The sequence below is a fragment of the Falsochrobactrum shanghaiense genome, from assembly GCF_003149535.1.
In the GTDB taxonomy this organism is placed as follows: domain Bacteria; phylum Pseudomonadota; class Alphaproteobacteria; order Rhizobiales; family Rhizobiaceae; genus Brucella; species Brucella shanghaiense.
The window spans coordinates 786,839-803,732 of record NZ_QGDB01000001.1 but is presented as its reverse complement, the minus strand read 5'-3'; the positions used below and the strand labels follow the sequence as shown (position 1 = coordinate 803,732).

Below are 16,894 nucleotides of genomic sequence, written 5' to 3'. Positions count from 1 at the left end.
CCTCTCCCCCTCGGGAACCGGCTGGAAACCTAAAGACGCTTCACAGGCGCGTCAATCTGGCTTGGGCAGCAATATCGATTTAAATGGATTTATTCCGGAAGATCGTCATTCCAATTTTTCAGCACCCGCTTTTTCTCCCTGTTTCGTGGCGTTTACAAGCCGCCGATCATGCGTTAGGAACCCGCCCGTAACACCCGGTCGCAGCCTACCCGGTCAAAACAAGGACAAGACATATGAAAACGCTCGTCATCTGCTCCGGCGGATTGGACTCCGTTTCGCTCGCACATAAAATCGCAGCCGAACAGACACTCACTGGCCTGATTTCGTTTGATTACGGCCAAAGGCACAAGAAGGAACTGGACTTCGCACAAGCCTGCGCAAGACGGCTCGAAGTCCCGCATCAGATCATCGATATAAGTGCAATCGGTGCAAGCCTGACCGGCTCGGCCCTGACCGATAATGTCGCGGTTCCCGACGGCCATTATGCCGAAGACACCATGAAGATCACCGTGGTTCCCAACCGCAATGCCATCATGCTGGCCATTGCCTTTGGTGTTGCGGCGGCACAAAAGGCTGAGGCCGTAGCGCTTGCCGTTCATGGCGGCGACCACTTCATCTATCCCGATTGCCGTCCCGGCTTCATCGATGCCTTCCAGACCATGCAGAACCATGCGCTCGAAGGCTATGCCGATATAGACCTGCTCGCCCCCTATGTGCATTGCTCCAAAAGCGACATCGTTGTGGATGGTGCGAAATACCGCACGCCATTTGCGGCCACATGGTCGTGCTACAAGGGCGGCGAACAGCATTGCGGGCGTTGCGGAACCTGCGTCGAGCGGCGCGAGGCTTTTCATCTTGCGGGCATCGAAGACCCGACACCTTATGAAGACGCAACCTTCTGGCGCACGGCAATCGAGGGGAGGAACCGCTGATGTTTCGCATCACCAAGGAATTCCACTTCTCCGCATCGCATCAGTTGACGGAACTGCCCGCCGATCATCAATGCGCACGCCTGCACGGTCATAATTACATCGTCGTGGTGGAGCTTTGCGCAGACAAGCTCGACCAGCACGGCTTTGTGCGCGACTATCATGAACTGGCACCCCTCAAGCATTATATCGACGATGCATTCGATCACCGCCACCTCAATGAGGTGCTGGGCCATAACCGCGTGACGGCGGAATGCCTGGCGCGGCATTTTTATGACTGGTGCCGCGTGCGCTGGCCGGAAATTTCCGCCGTGCGTGTGAGCGAAACGCCAAAGACATGGGCGGAATACCGGCTATGAAAATGGCTTCCGACATTCGCATCAGCGAGATTTTCGGCCCCACCATTCAGGGTGAAGGCGTGTTGATCGGCGAGCCGACCGTCTTCGTGCGCACCGGCGGCTGCGACTATCGTTGCGCTTGGTGCGACAGCCTGCACGCCGTCGAAAGCCGCTTTCGGCACCAATGGAAGCCGATGAGCGTGGATGCAATCTGGGATCAAGTGACGGCACTTTCCGGGAAAACGCCTCTAACAGTGTCACTTTCTGGCGGCAATCCGGCAATCCAGCCTCTGGAACCATTGATCCGGCGCGGACAAGGCGAGGGCTATCGCTTTGCGCTGGAAACGCAAGGTTCGGTGGCAAAGGACTGGTTTTCAAGCCTCGATACGCTGGTGCTCAGCCCCAAACCGCCCTCAAGCGGCATGGAAACCGACTGGCTCGCTTTTGAACAATGCCTGAAAGCCGCTGCGAGCAAGCCAAGGACCGTGCTCAAATTCGTGATCTTCGATGAGGCGGATTATGCCTTCGCGAAAAATGCGGCGGCGCGCTATCCGCATCTTTCCCTTTATTTGCAGCCGGGCAATCACACGCCGCCTCCGCCCGAAGCCGAAGACGCGCAAATCGATATGAATGGCATCATGCAGCGCATGCAATGGCTCCTTGATCGGGTGATCGCGGACCGCTGGTTTAACGCGCATGTGCTGCCCCAGCTTCATGTGCTGATCTGGGGCAACAAGCGCGGCGTCTAAATTTAAGGCATATTCTATTAATGGCTAAATTTTAAGCAATCTCCCTCCCTCAAAGGCGCGCAATGCCCCGTTGCGCAGGCTTTTTTCCAACTGGCATGATTCTTGTTTCTCCCTGATTGATCCCGGCCTTTTGCCGCCAAGACGCGAAAGGCTCCATTCGACGGAGAGATTTGATGTTCATGACAGGAAGAAACAAACAAACGGCGCTTATAGCGTTCTCCATCCTGCTTTTATCGCAACGCGAAACACTTGCGCAGGCAACAGACGTCCCCGCGCTCGATACGGGCGACACGGCATGGATGCTGATTTCGACCGCCCTGGTCCTGATGATGACCATTCCGGGACTGGCGCTTTTTTACGGCGGCATGGTGCGCCGGAAAAACGTGCTTTCAACCGTGATGCAAAGTTTTGCGATTGCCTGCCTCATGTCCGTATTGTGGATGGTCGCGGGCTATTCCCTCGTCTTTACCGATGGCGGTTCGATGAATGCCTTTATTGGCAGCCTCTCCAAAGCCTTCTTTGCGGGCGTGAGCATGCAATCGCTCACCGGCACGATTCCCGAATATCTTTTCATCACCTTCCAGATGACTTTTGCGATCATCACCCCGGCGCTGATCGCAGGCTCCTTCGCCGAACGCATGAAGTTTTCTTCCATGCTGGTCTTCCTGACGCTGTGGCTGTTCATTGTCTACGTGCCCGTCGCCCACTGGGTCTGGGGCGGCGGCTTTCTGGGCTCGGACGGCGTTCTCGATTTTGCGGGCGGCACGGTGGTGCATATCAATGCCGGTGTCGCGGGCCTCGTCGCAGCACTCATCATCGGCAAGCGCGACGGTTACGGCCACACCAATATGGCCCCGCACAATCTCGTTCTTTCGGTGATTGGCGCAGCCCTGCTCTGGGTCGGCTGGTTCGGCTTCAATGCCGGTTCCGCCGCTGGCGCCAATGCGCTTGCCGCTGTCGCCATGCTCAACACGCAGGTCGCAACCGCGGGTGCCGCTCTGGCATGGATGCTCGTCGAATGGGCCATTTCAGGCAAGCCCAGCGTTCTTGGCATCATTTCGGGCGCAATCGCCGGTCTTGTCGCCATCACGCCTGCTGCCGGTTTCGTCAATCCGACAGGCGCGCTTTTCCTTGGCATTATTGCAGGCGCCATCTGTTATGTCGCAGCGGTAAAAATCAAGCATGCGCTCGGCTACGATGATTCGCTCGATGCTTTCGGCGTGCATGGGGTCGGCGGCTTCATCGGCGCGATCCTCACCGGCGTTTTCGCCGATGCGGCCATCAATCCGGCTGCGGCAGAAGCAACCATCGCCAAGCAGTTTTTCGGTGCGGCCATCACCATCGTCTATACCGCCATCGCCACGGCCATCATCCTTTATGCGATCAAGGCCGTCATGGGATTGCGTGTCGGCAAGCAGGCCGAGATCGAGGGCCTGGACATCGCCCTGCATGGCGAGTCGGTGCATTAAGCGCAAGGCGCATGGTTAATGGGGAATTAACCATCGCCGTTCTAGGATCAGCCCGATTTCATTCTGCCTGCGGCGATTCCGCCGTGGGCCAATAAACGGTTCGGGACAGGCTAGATGCGGCAAGAATATTCGCCCTCATACCCGCTGCGTAACGAGCGGCTTTCGGAAGACAGGCTGAGGCTGTCCAATCTTTTGCGCAGGCAGATCTATATCCTGCTGGGGCTTGCGCTGCTAGCGCTGACCGCCATGGCGGTGGGCGCGCTGGCAACCTGGAATGTTGCCGATCCAAGCTTCAGCCATGCCACCGATAATCCAATCACCAATGCGCTCGGCTATCCGGGCGCGGTGTTTTCCGATCTTGCCATGCAGTTCTTCGGTCTGGCGAGCGTGCCTGCGCTGCTGCCGCTGGCGGTCTGGTCGCTGCTTCTGATGACGCGCGGATATATCGGGCAAACGGGCAGGCGCGGTTTCGCATGGGCGGGTGCAAGCCTGCTCTGTGCAGCAATCGCAAGCTGTTTTGCCGTGCCTGAAAGCTGGCCGATGCCTATCGGCCTCGGCGGCGTTTTCGGCGATATGATGCTGCGCTTTCCCGCCCTCTTTCTGGGCAGCTTCCCGCAAGGCACGATTGCATCCGTCATTGCGCTGATACTGGCCCTGCCGACACTCTGGCTCATGCTTTTTGCAAGCGGGATCATTGGAAGAAACCACGCCGACGCAGGGTCCGACCAGCGCCCGACAGCCATCGAAGACGATTTCTCCGAAGATGACGAGGACGACGCCCCTTCCGGTCGCAGCACGCAGTTGATCGGTGCATTGACGCATACGGCGCTCAGCATATCGGCAAGTTTCAGGCGGCTGGCGGGCATGGGCCGCAGCAGATCGCGCGGGGACGAATTCGACCAGTTGAATACGCGCCCCAAAGCGCATAATGCAGCACGGAATGCACCGCGCCGCGAGCCGGGCTTTGGCGCGCATGACGAGGGCGAGCCGCCTTTCGACATGGACGAAACCCCACTTGCCGGACAGGAATGGCACGATGCGCCGCCTATACGCGGCAAGGCCCCGGTGGGGACACGCGTGGGCGAACGCCCCGCCTCTCCCCGGCCCGGATCACGCATCCAGCACGAGGCACAGCCCTCCTTCCTCAATGACAGCGGCATATTCGAACTGCCTGCGCTGCATTTTCTCGCCGAACCCAGGCTGGTGCAGCGCGACGCGACGCTCTCGCGCGATGCGCTGGAGCAGAACGCCCGCCTTCTCGAAGGGGTGCTGGAAGATTTCGGCGTGCGCGGCGAAATCATCAATGTCAAGCCGGGGCCGGTGGTCACGCTTTACGAGCTTGAGCCTGCACCGGGCATCAAGTCCTCGCGCGTCATCGGGCTCGCCGACGATATTGCCCGCTCCATGAGTGCCATTGCCGCGCGCGTGGCGGTCGTGCCGGGCCGCAATGTGATCGGCATCGAACTGCCCAACCAGAAGCGCGAAATGGTCTATCTGCGTGAAATGCTGGCAAGCCGCGATTTCGAGCAATCGAAGGCAAAGCTGGCGCTGGCGCTGGGCAAGACCATCAATGGCGAGCCGGTCATCGCCGATATTGCCAAGATGCCGCATCTGCTGGTGGCAGGCACCACCGGCTCGGGCAAATCGGTCGCCATCAACACCATGATCCTGTCGCTGCTTTATCGCATGACGCCCGATCAGTGCCGCCTGATCATGATCGATCCCAAAATGCTGGAACTCTCCATCTATGACGGCATTCCGCACCTTCTGACCCCGGTTGTGACCGATCCGAAAAAGGCGGTGGTGGCGCTCAAATGGACCGTGCGCGAAATGGAAGACCGCTACCGCAAGATGTCCAAGGTCGGCGTGCGCAATATTGACGGCTTCAACCAGCGCGTCAGTCAGGCGCAGAAGAAGGGCGAGCAGATCGCGCGCACCGTGCAGACCGGCTTCGACCGCAATACCGGCGAGGCCATTTACGAAACCGAGCAGCTCGATCTTGAGCCGATGCCCTATATCGTCGTCATCATCGACGAAATGGCCGATCTCATGATGGTCGCGGGCAAAGATATTGAAGGCACGGTGCAGCGTCTGGCGCAAATGGCGCGCGCGGCGGGCATTCACGTCATCATGGCAACCCAGCGCCCCTCCGTCGATGTCATCACCGGCACGATCAAGGCGAATTTCCCGACCCGTATCTCGTTTCAGGTCACGTCCAAGATCGACAGCCGCACGATTCTCGGTGAACAGGGCGCAGAACAATTGCTCGGGATGGGCGATATGCTGTTCATGGCGGGCGGCGGGCGCATCCAGCGTGTGCACGGACCCTTTGTCGGTGACGATGAGGTGGAACGCATCGTGCAGCACCTCAAGCTGCAAGGCGTGCCGGAATATCTCGACGCCATCACCGAGGATGAAGAGGAAGAAGGCGGCGGCGGCAACGGTCCGGGAGGCACTTCAAACCTTGAGGATTCCGACGATCCCTATGATCAGGCGGTTGCCGTGGTGCTGCGCGACAAGAAGGTTTCGACATCCTATATCCAGCGCCGTCTCGGCATCGGTTATAACCGCGCCGCCTCGATCATCGAGCGCATGGAGGAAGAAGGCGTGATTAGCCCTGCCAACCATGCGGGCAAGCGCGAAATACTGGTGCCGACCGAAGATGACGACTTCTGATCTGCCTTACAGCGCGATTGATGCCGCCCGGGGCCGAATTCGCCACACTCGCGACAAAGTGGCGGATTAGCCTGAAACAATGACGAAAAGAGAAAGCCTGCCGATGACGCTCTCCCCGTTTCTCACCCGTTTTTCCGCATTTGCGAAAGCCGGACGCCTTGCGGCCATGGCAGCGTTCGGTGCCATGGCCCTCAGCATCGCGCTGCCCGCTTTTGCTCCGGCCGTTGCGGTGGCGCAGGGCGCCAGTGGTGCTGCGGAAGCCCAGAAGATCGCGGATCATTTTTCCTCCATCCGCACCATGACCGGCGAATTCGTGCAATTCGGCCCCAAGGGCGAGCAGACTGGCGGCACCTTCTATATCGAGCGCCCCGGCAAGATTCGCTTCAATTACAACAATTCCCCCATCCGCGTGATTTCGGACGGAAATCAGGTCGTCATCAACAATCGCAAGCTCGATACATGGGATCTCTACGCGCTTTCGACAACGCCCCTCAACATGCTGCTTTCCGACAAGATCAATCTGGGCGGCGGGCGTCTCAAAAGCGTGAAGCAGGATCCCGACATGATCACGCTGGTAGTGGGCGACAAGTCGATGTTCGGCAACTCCACGATCACGATGATGTTCGATCCGAACAATTTCGAACTCAAGCAATGGACGATCACCGACGCGCAGAACCTCGACACCACGGTGATGGTTTTCAACCTGCGTACCGGGGTGCGCTTCACCGACGATATGTTCAAGATCGACTACCAGCGCATCGCGACCAAGGGCAAGCAGCGCTGATCTGTTCGAGCGCGGTTGCATTCACCGGATAAATGGTTAGTTTCGCGACCATCTTCAGATTGTCGCGAGTCTTTCCCATGGGTTTTTCTGTTGCTACGTGGAATATCAATTCCATTCGCCTGCGCATGCCGCTGGTCGAACAATTTCTGCGCGATTACCAGCCGGACGTGCTGTGCCTTCAGGAAACCAAATGTCCCGACAACCTGTTTCCCTTCAAGCCGCTGCGCGCGCTCGGCTATGAACATATCGAAATCAGCGGCCAGAAGGGCTATCACGGCGTTGCCACCATCTCGCGCCGCCCGCTTGTTGAGGCGGAAAAGATCGGCTTTTGCGACATGGGCGATTGCCGCCATTTGAGCGCGGTGGTCGAAGCAGGAAGCAAAAAGCTGCGCATCCATAATTTCTATGTGCCCGCCGGTGGTGACGAGCCCGACCCGGAAATCAATCCGAAATTCGCCCACAAGCTCTCTTTTCTGGAAGAAATGCGCGAGATCGTCGCCGAGCGTCCCGATGGCTATTCATCGCTTCTGGTCGGCGATCTCAATATCGCACCGCTGGAAAACGACGTCTGGTCGCACAAGCAGCTTCTCAAGATCGTCAGCCACACCCCGATCGAGACGCAGACGCTCGAAGACCTGCGGGTCAAGGGCGGCTGGAGCGATCTCATGCGCCATCTCATCCCGGCAGAAGAAAAAATCTATACCTGGTGGAGCTATCGCGCCAAGGATTGGAATGCTGCGGATCGCGGACGCAGGCTCGATCATATCTGGGGTTCTGCCGATCTGGAAAGCGACATCAAGGACTTGCAGATATTGCGTGAAGCGCGCGGCTGGGAGCGTCCCTCCGATCATGTGCCGGTGATCGCGACTTTCGATCTCGATTGAGAGCGATTTCACTTTCGACTATTTTGCGTTAGAGCTAACCCGTAGACAGGTTCAGGGAACAAAGTTGATGACAGGCCGCTCCGCCATTTCTTCCGTGCTTTTGATTGCAGCCCTTGCAACCGCGCTTGCCGCTTGCGGTCGCAAGGGGCCGCTTGAGCCGCCGCCTGCCGCCACGATCACCAACGATCAGGGCCGCACGATTGAAAAGCCGAAGGAAGACAAGCCCTTTATTCTCGACAAGCTGTTGTAATTCCTGAACCGACAGGGGCTGTTTCCCGTGAATCATTTTGAGTATCGCAATGGCGTTCTTTACGCCGAAAATGTCGCCATATCTGAAATTGCCAAGGCGGTCGGAACCCCGTTCTATGTCTATTCCCGCGCCACGCTGGAGCGCCATTATCGCGTTTTCAGCGAAGCCTTCGCCGATATGGACACCCTCATTGCCTATGCATTGAAGGCCAATTCCAATCTGGCCGTGCTCAAGACTTTGGCCAGGATGGGCGCAGGCGCCGACACGGTATCGGAAGGTGAAATCCGCCGCGCGCTCGCCGCAGGCATTCCGGCAAATAAAATCGTCTTTTCCGGTGTCGGCAAAACCCCGCGCGAAATGGATTTTGCGCTTGAGGCAGGCATTTACTGCTTCAATGTGGAATCGGAACCCGAACTGGAAATCCTCTCCGCGCGCGCGGTCGCGCTCGGCAAGACCGCCTCGGTGTCGCTGCGCGTCAATCCCGATGTCGACGCCAGAACCCATGCCAAGATTTCGACCGGAAAATCCGAAAACAAGTTCGGCATTCCGCGCGTGAAGGCCCGCGAGGCCTATGCCCGCGCCGCCAGCCTGCCCGGCCTCGACGTGGTGGGCATCGACATGCATATCGGCAGCCAGATCATCGATCTCGAACCCTTCGACGATGCCTTCGCGCTGATGGCGCAACTGGTGCGTGAATTGCAGGCCGACGGCCATAATATCCGCCATGTGGATGTGGGCGGCGGGCTGGGGATTCCCTATCGCACCGACAACAATCCGCCGCCGCTGCCGGTCGCTTATGCTCAAATCGTTGCAAGGCATATCAAGCCGCTGGGCTTGAAAACCCTGTTTGAACCCGGACGCCTGATCGCCGGAAATGCCGGGCTTCTGGTGACGGAAGTCATCTTCGTGAAGGAAGGCGACGCAAAGAACTTCATCATCGTGGATGCGGCGATGAACGATCTCATCCGCCCGACGCTCTATGAGGCGTTTCACGAGATCAGGCCGGTCAGGCTTCCTGCGGATGATGCGCCGCGCATCCGCGCCGATTTCGTCGGCCCGGTCTGCGAGACCGGCGATTATCTGGGACTGGATCGCGAGGTTGCAAAGCCCGCGCCCGGCGATCTGGTCGCGGTCTGGACCACGGGGGCCTATGGCGCAGTCTTGTCGAGCACCTATAACAGCCGCCTTCTGGTGCCCGAAGTGCTGGTCGATGACGACCGCTTCCATGTGATTCGCCCGCGCGGCACCTATGAAGAACTCCTCGCGCTCGATTCCGTGCCCGATTGGCTCTGATTTATAGGTGCAAGCCTCGCCTTTGCCATGATGCGTGTTATTCTAAGTAGGACGACTTAACCGGAACACGCATCAGAAAGCCCGGATGATCGAGCGAAGCCAGAACAGCAAGGATTTGCGTGCAAGCGACAAGACGCTTCGCCTGTTTTCCGGCGAAGATGGAGCCTTGCGCGGCCTTTATTGGCGCAGCCTGCTCACAATCGCGTTTGAACGGCTCTGGCCGCTGGTGCTGCCGCTGGTGCTTCTGGTCGCGCTTTTTACAAGTGCGGCCTGGTTCGGCCTGTTCGCGCTTATGCCGCGCTGGCTGCATATTGCCATATTGAGCCTGTTTGCGCTGGCCGCTTTGGCCGCGCTTTATCTGCCGCTGCGCTTTCGCTCTCCTTCCGCTGATGAAATCACCGCGCGGATCGAAAGGACCAATGGCCTTGTCCATGAACCGCTCGCGGTACAAAGCGCGCAACTGGCGACAGGCGCAAACGATCCTCTCGCGCGCGCCTTGTGGCACGAACACCAGCGCCGCATGGCCGAACGGCTCACCAATCTGCAATCCGGCCTGCCGCGCCCGCATATTCCCCAGCGCGATCCCTATGGCCTGCGGGCCGTGGTTGCACTGCTCTTCGTCACCGCCTTTGCCTATAGTTTTGGTTCCGGCAGCGGACTTGTTAGCGATGCATTCTATATCCCTGCCGGCAAGGGAGAAGCCGCAGCCCGCATCGACGCCTGGGTCACGCCGCCCCCCTATACCGGACGCGCGCCGATTTTTCTCAATGCGAATACGAATGTGGATACGCAGGCAACGGCGAGCGATGAGGCCATCAGGGTTCCTCAGGGCAGCATCCTCTCCCTTCGCGTGATCGGCGGCAGTTCCGAGCGCCTCACGCTCACCGACGCTACGGGTCAGCGCCGTGAAATCGCACCGGTTGCGGCCCCCGATACGGCAAAGGACGCCGCAGCGGAGACAGGCGAACAAGCCGCCGTCGATGGCAGCCGCAATTTCCGCCATGACCTTCAGCAAGACGCGACCTTGACGCTCTCGCATAGCCCGGCGCAATGGCGTTTTGTCGTAACGCCTGACAATCCCCCCACCATCCGCTTCACGAAAGAGCCGGGCCATGCCCGCAACGGCACCTTACAGCTTGCCTATGAAATCGATGACGATTACGGCCCCGCCGCAGCCTATGGCGAAATCGTGCCGCTCGACATGGACGATGAAGAGGAATTGCTGCCGCTTTATGAAGCCCCCGACCTGCCGCTTGTCCTGCCGCGGCGCGGCATCAGGGAGGCTACGACCTCGAAGGATTTGAGCGAACACCCATGGTCAGGCCGCAAGGTCGCGCTGACGCTGGTCGTCGAGGATGCCGCAGGCAATATCGGCCGCAGCGAAACGAAGATCATGACCTTGCCGGAGCGGCCCTTCTCCAACCCGCTGGCGCGCGCCATAGTCGAGCAACGCCGTATTCTGGCGCTCGACGCCATGCAGCGCGACCATGTGCGCGATATGGTCTCGGCCCTCATGCTGCGCCCGGATGAAACCATCCGGAATATGGCCCATTATCTTGGGCTTGCGACCATCCGCAGCAGGCTTCGCCTCGCGGAAAGCGACGACGCCTTGCGCGAGACGGCGGATTATATGTGGCAGGTGGCGCTGGGTATCGAAGACGGTAATCTGTCGGCTGCGGAGAAGCGGCTGCGGCAGGCGCAGGAAGCCCTGCGCGATGCGTTGCAGAACGGGGCATCGCAGGAAGAGATCGAAAAGCTCTCGGCTGAATTGCGCAAGGCGATGCAGGATTTCCTGCGTGAATTCGCCCAGCGCCAGCAGCAGAACCCCAATGCCCGCAATATGCCCATGGACCCCAATGCCCGCATGCTGACCGACAAGGACCTTGAGCGTATGATGGACCAGATCGAAAATCTGGCGCGTCAGGGCTCGCGTGATCAGGCCGAGCAGCTTTTATCGCAATTGCAGGATATGATGAACAATCTGCAAATGGGCCAGCAGGCCCGACCCGGCCAGCAGGGGCAAGGGCAGCAAGGTCAGGCGGGGCAGATGCAGCAGCAGATGAACAAGCTTGGCGAAATGATGCGCAAGCAGCAGCAATTGATGAATGAGACGTTCAAGCTCGACCAGCAGATGCAGCAGCAATTTGGCGGCAGCGATGGCGAGTTTGATGAGGATTTTTTCCCCGGCGATGATGGTTCGATGGGAGAAGGCGGACAATCAGGGGACGTTCCGCCGGACATGGCGCAAGCCATGCGCAAATTGCAGAAACGCCAGCAGGACCTTCAATCGGAACTGCAAAAACTGACTGACGACCTCAAGGGCATGGGCATCGATCCCAATCAGGACTTCTCCGATGCGGGAAAATCCATGGGCAATGCTGGTGACGCGCTGGGTCGCAGCGAAGGCGCGGAAGCAAGCGATCAGCAGGGCAATGCGCTTGATGCGCTGCGCCGCGGCGGTCGCGACATGATGCGTCAGATGCAGCAGGCCATGGGACAGGGCGAGCAAGGTCAGGGACAAAGTGGCGAGAATGGCCGTGATCCCCTTGGTCGCAGGCCCGGCAATGGCGGGCCGGACTTTGGCAATGACGTCAAGATACCCGGCGAGATCGATATTCAGCGCGCGCGCGAAATCCTCGATGAAATCCGCCGCAAGCTTGGCAATGCGCTCACCCCGCAAATGGAGAAGGAATATCTCCAGCGGCTGTTGCAATTCGACTAGAGCATTTCCAGCAAAAGTGTGAAACGGTTTTGCGTCTGGATAATGCGTAAAAACAAATAGATAGAGCGGTTCCGATGTCTCCGTTTAAACAGGAACCGCTCTAAATTAATCCCTCACATGCCCGACATAGGGCAATTGCCGGAAGGCATGGGCGACGTCCATGCCATAGCCCACGACGAAATAATCCGGGCATTCAAAGGCGACGAAATCGGCATCGAGTTCCACCTTGCGCCGCATGCTCTTGTCGAGCAGCACGGCGATGCTGACGCTGCGCGCGCCGCGTTCGAGCATCAGGTCGCGCACGAATTTCAGCGTCTTGCCCGATTCGAGAATATCGTCGATCAGCAGCACGTCGCGATCGCGCACATCACTGTCGATGTCGCGCAGCAGGCGCACTTCCCCGCTGGTCGTGCCTGCGCCATAGCTCGACACGGTGATGAATTCGACATCCGGCTCCACGCCTGCGCCATGCATGGCGCGAATGAGGTCGGCTGCGAAAATGAACGACCCCTTGAGGATTGAAACCGTCAGCAGATCGTGAAACCCGTGTTTTGCAATATCCTGCGCGAGCGCGAGATTACGCGAGGCTATATCGTCCGCGCTGAAAAGCACATCTATGGTTTTGCCGCCCACTACTGGCATTTGCGGGTCTCCTGCTCTGGCGCCGCGAGGGGATGAAAGCCACGGTCTATAGCATGGTTTTGCAAAATTCCATCCCGTGGCGTAAACAGCTTATCCGTTTCCCAATCTTTCGATTTGTTATAGCCTGCCGCCATGCACCCGGACATTATCGAACTGCGCTCTTTTTACGGCACCACGCTTGGTCATCTGACCGAGCGCGCGATCCGTATGTCGCTGGCGGCCCTTTGGGAACCCGTGGCCAATGAAAGGCTGGTCGGGCTTGGCTACAGCCTGCCCTATCTCGATCGTTTCAGCGCCGATACCGAGCGCAGCTTTGCCTTCATGCCCGCCGGTCAGGGCGCAATCGCATGGCCTTCGGCGGAAAAATCCGCGACCGCCCTGGTTTTTGACGAGGACTTGCCGCTGCCCGATTCCTCCATCGACCGCATATTGATGGTCCATGCGCTCGAATATGCGGAAAATGCCGCCGAATCGCTAAAGGAAATGTGGCGCGTACTTGCGCCCAACGGGCGGCTCGTCATCGTCGTCCCAAACCGGCGCGGCGTCTGGGCACGCCTCGACCATACGCCTTTTGGCAGCGGTCGCCCCTATAGCCGCACGCAATTGACCGCGCTGCTGCGCGAAGCCAATTTCACCGTCAACAACTTGAGCAATTCGCTGCATTTTCCGCCTGTAACCCGGCGCTGGATGATGCGGCCCTGCATGGCGATGGAAGGGATGGGGCGAAAATTATGGCCGCTTTTTGCGGGCGTTCTGGTGGTCGAGGCGCAAAAGCGGCTCTATCAGGGCCTGCCGGTCGCCCGGCGCTCCTCACGCCGCGTCTTCGTCCCCGCACTCGCCCCCCATGGCACCCCGGTCAGCGGCTTGCGCAAGGGCCTCCACAACCGCCGCAAATAAGGTTTTTCTCGACTTGCGCGCGATGGCGGTTTATGCCCGCATCGTAACCTTATCCCTAGTCCTTTTTGGCGGAGCCAAATCATGACCGAACAGCAAAACCTCACCCGTCCCCAGCCCAAGGCCGGCCTGCTCGATATTGCAGCCTATGTGCCGGGCAAGGAACATGTGGAAGGTGTTGCCAAGGTCTATAAGCTCTCCTCCAACGAGACGCCATTGGGACCCAGCCCCCATGCGATCGAAGCCTATCGATATTGTGGCGACCATCTGGCCATATATCCCGACGGGCAGGCGCTGGCGCTGCGGCAGGCAATTGCCGAAACGCAGGGGCTCAATGTCGCCAACATCATCTGCGGTAACGGCTCGGACGAGCTGCTGGGGCTTTTGTGCCAGACCTATCTTGCGCCGGGCGATGAATCCATCATCACCGAGCATGGTTTTGCCGTCTACAAGATTCAGACGATGGCTGCGGGCGCAACGCCCGTTACCGTCAGGGAAAAGAACGAGCGCATCGATGTCGATGCGATTCTGGCCGGTATCTCGCCGCGCACGAAACTGGTTTTCATCGCCAATCCGGCCAATCCGACCGGCACCTATCTGCCGTTCGAGGAAGTGCGCCGCCTGCATGCGGGCCTGCCCAAAAATGTGCTGCTGGTGCTCGATGCCGCCTATGCCGAATATGTGCGCCGCAATGATTATGAAACGGGCCTTGAACTGGTCTCGTCGAGCGAGAATGTCGTCATGACGCGCACCTTCTCCAAAATCCACGGCCTGCCGGGCCTGCGCATCGGCTGGATGTATGGGCCTTTGCATGTCATCGATGCGATCAATCGCATTCGCGGCCCCTTCAACATGAACTCGGCCGCAATCGCCGCAGGCTCCGCTGCGATCCGTGACCGCGCGCATGTCGAAAAGTCGGTGGCCTACAACGAAAAATGGCTGAACTGGCTGAGCGAGGAATTTGCGAAGCTCGGCCTGCGCGTCACGCCGTCGGTGACGAATTTCCTGCTGATCCATTTTCCCGAAGATGCCGCCCATAGCGCGGACAAGGCTGATGAGTGGCTCTCAAGGCGCGGCTATATCCTGCGCCGCGTTGGCGGATACGGTTTCCCCAACGCGCTGCGCATGACAGTCGGACCGGAAGAAGCCAATCGCGGCGTCGTGGACGCCCTCAAAGAGTTTTTAAAATAGCACCATGTCGAAAATTCATTTCAACAAGATCGCTCTGGTCGGTATCGGCCTGATAGGCTCGTCACTTGCGCGCGTCATCCGCCGCGAGGGTCTGGCCGATCATATCGCCATCGCAACCCGCAGCGCGGATACGCTGGCACGCGCCCAACAGCTTGGCCTTGGCGACAGCTATTCGACCGACAGCGCTGAAGCCGTGCGTGATGCGGATCTCGTCATCATTTCAGTGCCGGTCGGCTCGTCGGGGACGGTCGCGCGCCAGATCGCGGGCAATCTCAAGCCGGGAGCCATCGTCACCGATGTCGGCTCCACCAAGGCGTCGGTGATTGCGCAGATGCAGCCGGAACTGCCCGAAAACGTCCACTTCATTCCGGGCCATCCGCTGGCAGGCACGGAATATTCCGGGCCGGATGCAGGCTTTGCCGAGCTTTTCACCAATCGCTGGTGCATTCTCACGCCCCTGCCTCAAACGGATGCGGCAGCGCTTGAAAGGCTGACTGCCTTCTGGACGGCCTGCGGTTCGCGCCTCGACCAGATGGACCCGCAGCACCACGATCTGGTGCTGGCCATCGTTTCGCACCTGCCACACATCATTGCCTATAATATCGTCGGCACGGCCAGCGATCTCGAACAGGTGACGAAATCGGAAGTCATCAAATATTCGGCCTCCGGTTTTCGCGACTTCACCCGCCTTGCCGCATCGGACCCCACCATGTGGCGCGATGTGTGCCTGCACAACAAGGATGCCATCCTTGAAATGCTGGGGCGCTTCTCGGAAGACCTCGCTTCCTTGCAGCGCGCGATACGCTGGGGCGATGGTGATGCGCTGTTCGACCTTTTCACGCGCACGCGCGCTGTTCGTCGCGGCATCATCGATGCGGGACAGGAAATCGATGCGCCCGATTTCGGGCGTCAGGCGGCGCAAACTAAAGCTGGGGTAAGCGACCCAGCGGAATAAAGCCCGCACTGGCGCGGCCCTTGCGAACGGCAATCTCCAGCACGGGATTGCCGTTTTCGTCTTTGGGCATGGCAGAAAGCGCAAACAGGACCGTGGCGATATTGCCGCCCTGCTCGGGAAACAGCACCTGCCCCGCCTGCGCGAAGGATTGCGGATTGACCATCGTCACCTTGAGATCGGCGTCGATCAGCCCTTCCATATCGACCGAAAAAGGCCCCGCCACCGAAACCATCGCGCCATTGGGCATCGAGAGAAAAGCCTGATTGATAATTCCGCCATGCCCGCGCAGGCGCTCGCTCATTGGCGAGGGGCTTGGAGCCAGAAATGTTGCGGCATTGGAAATCTGAATATCCGCCAGACCGTCGATTTCCGGGCTTTTGGCCTGTCCGATAACCGCAGGCGCAAGCTTGAACGCCGCAAAGCGGCCATTGAGCTTCAGCAGGTCATCCACGCTGCTCAGCCGCATATACATGTGCTCCAGCATGCCAATCGGCTTGGTGGTTGTCGTTTCGGTGCGCCTGCCGACCGCGACATCGCGCGCATCAAGCTCGATTTCTGTGGGGAACGGACGCGAAAGCCGGGTATTGGAGGTAAATTTGCTCCAGTTGACTTCCAGCGGCTGCAACCCCGGAAACTCGATCAGGGCCGGTCCGGCCATCTCGTTGCTGAGCGAGCGCGGCGCATAGACCGGTGAGCCGGAAGTAAAGCGCCCTGCCCGCAAGGCCATGCCGGCCGCTGGCCGCTGCCATGAAATGCTCTCGCAGACCACGTCGATACGCAACGGATAGCCGCCCATATGCAGGTTTTCACATTGCGCGCCCACGCCCTGCGCCGCAAGCTTCGCCATATCGGCTCTGGCGCGCGTTTCGAGACGGTCTGCGACATAGAACCAGCCCGCCGTATAGGCGGCGATGACAACAAGGAGAAGAATCGCAATCGTGACAAGGCGCTTTCTGGATTTCCTATGCCCTGTTCCGGTTTGCACCATTGAAAATGCCCTGTATCTGATCGGATGACGATAAATGTGGGATATATCGACATGCACCTTCAGTGTTGCCTGACGGGATGCGAATTTCAGTTCCACCACTAGTGCTGACCATATTATGGCAGGATTGAGT

15 protein-coding genes are annotated in these 16,894 nt (G+C 59.1%); 13 read left to right on the top strand and 2 right to left on the bottom strand.

Translation table 11 applies throughout. The features are described from left to right. Positions 1–233: 233 nt before the first annotated feature. The 10 genes from queC (at position 234) to DKP76_RS03790 (ending at position 12,094) form a co-directional block, all read left to right on the top strand. Positions 234–932 carry a 7-cyano-7-deazaguanine synthase QueC gene (queC, locus tag DKP76_RS03835; RefSeq protein WP_109705066.1) on the top strand — a complete coding sequence of 233 codons (699 nt, stop codon included), beginning with the start codon at positions 234–236 and terminating at the stop codon, positions 930–932. Further along, on the top strand, positions 932–1,288 hold the full coding sequence (gene queD / locus DKP76_RS03830; protein WP_109705065.1) for a 6-carboxytetrahydropterin synthase QueD: 357 nt from the start codon (positions 932–934) through the stop codon (positions 1,286–1,288). Before queC ends, queD begins: the two co-directional genes overlap by 1 nt. Then, positions 1,267–2,016 carry a 7-carboxy-7-deazaguanine synthase QueE gene (gene queE / locus DKP76_RS03825; protein WP_109705064.1) on the top strand — a complete coding sequence of 250 codons (750 nt, stop codon included), beginning with the start codon at positions 1,267–1,269 and terminating at the stop codon, positions 2,014–2,016. Before queD ends, queE begins: the two co-directional genes overlap by 22 nt. A gap of 173 nt (positions 2,017–2,189) precedes the next feature. Further along, on the top strand, positions 2,190–3,485 hold the full coding sequence (locus DKP76_RS03820) for an ammonium transporter (RefSeq protein ID WP_109705063.1): 1,296 nt from the start codon (positions 2,190–2,192) through the stop codon (positions 3,483–3,485). Positions 3,486–3,599: 114 nt separating this feature from the next. Next, positions 3,600–6,161, top strand: coding sequence for an FtsK/SpoIIIE family DNA translocase (locus DKP76_RS03815; RefSeq protein WP_109705062.1), 2,562 nt, complete (start codon positions 3,600–3,602; stop codon positions 6,159–6,161). A 79-nt stretch (positions 6,162–6,240) separates the two neighbouring features. After that, on the top strand, positions 6,241–6,945 hold the full coding sequence (locus tag DKP76_RS03810) for an outer membrane lipoprotein carrier protein LolA (protein ID WP_109705061.1): 705 nt from the start codon (positions 6,241–6,243) through the stop codon (positions 6,943–6,945). Between the two features lie 77 nt (positions 6,946–7,022). Beyond that, positions 7,023–7,829 (top strand): exodeoxyribonuclease III, encoded by an 807-nt coding sequence (gene xth, locus DKP76_RS03805; protein WP_109705060.1) that lies wholly within the window; start codon positions 7,023–7,025, stop codon positions 7,827–7,829. Positions 7,830–7,896: 67 nt separating this feature from the next. Next, entirely contained in the window at positions 7,897–8,079 is a 183-nt protein-coding gene (lptM, locus tag DKP76_RS03800) for an LPS translocon maturation chaperone LptM (RefSeq protein ID WP_109705059.1), read from the top strand. Between the two features lie 27 nt (positions 8,080–8,106). After that, positions 8,107–9,372, top strand: a complete 1,266-nt coding sequence (lysA, locus tag DKP76_RS03795; RefSeq protein ID WP_109705058.1) for a diaminopimelate decarboxylase — start codon at positions 8,107–8,109, stop codon at positions 9,370–9,372. An 85-nt stretch (positions 9,373–9,457) separates the two neighbouring features. After that, the gene (locus tag DKP76_RS03790; RefSeq protein WP_109705057.1) at positions 9,458–12,094 is read left to right on the top strand and encodes a TIGR02302 family protein; all 2,637 of its coding nucleotides are present in this window, start codon (positions 9,458–9,460) and stop codon (positions 12,092–12,094) included. A 105-nt stretch (positions 12,095–12,199) separates the two neighbouring features. Here DKP76_RS03790 and hpt read toward each other — a convergent pair whose 3' ends face one another. Beyond that, positions 12,200–12,736, bottom strand: coding sequence for a hypoxanthine phosphoribosyltransferase (hpt, locus tag DKP76_RS03785; RefSeq protein ID WP_109705056.1), 537 nt, complete (start codon positions 12,734–12,736; stop codon positions 12,200–12,202). 132 nt (positions 12,737–12,868) lie between these two features. On the opposite strand from hpt, the gene DKP76_RS03780 reads away from it, so the two are divergent. From DKP76_RS03780 to DKP76_RS03770, 3 genes are all read left to right on the top strand, one after another. Beyond that, positions 12,869–13,633, top strand: coding sequence for a class I SAM-dependent methyltransferase (locus DKP76_RS03780; protein WP_109705055.1), 765 nt, complete (start codon positions 12,869–12,871; stop codon positions 13,631–13,633). Positions 13,634–13,714: 81 nt separating this feature from the next. Next, positions 13,715–14,821 (top strand): histidinol-phosphate transaminase, encoded by a 1,107-nt coding sequence (hisC, locus tag DKP76_RS03775; RefSeq protein ID WP_109705054.1) that lies wholly within the window; start codon positions 13,715–13,717, stop codon positions 14,819–14,821. Positions 14,822–14,825: 4 nt separating this feature from the next. Further along, entirely contained in the window at positions 14,826–15,776 is a 951-nt protein-coding gene (locus DKP76_RS03770) for a prephenate/arogenate dehydrogenase family protein (RefSeq protein ID WP_109705053.1), read from the top strand. Here DKP76_RS03770 and DKP76_RS03765 read toward each other — a convergent pair. Then, positions 15,745–16,764 carry a DUF2125 domain-containing protein gene (locus tag DKP76_RS03765; RefSeq protein ID WP_109705052.1) on the bottom strand — a complete coding sequence of 340 codons (1,020 nt, stop codon included), beginning with the start codon at positions 16,762–16,764 and terminating at the stop codon, positions 15,745–15,747. The two genes, DKP76_RS03770 and DKP76_RS03765, sit on opposite strands and share 32 nt — an antisense overlap. Between the last annotated feature and the right edge of the window lie 130 nt (positions 16,765–16,894).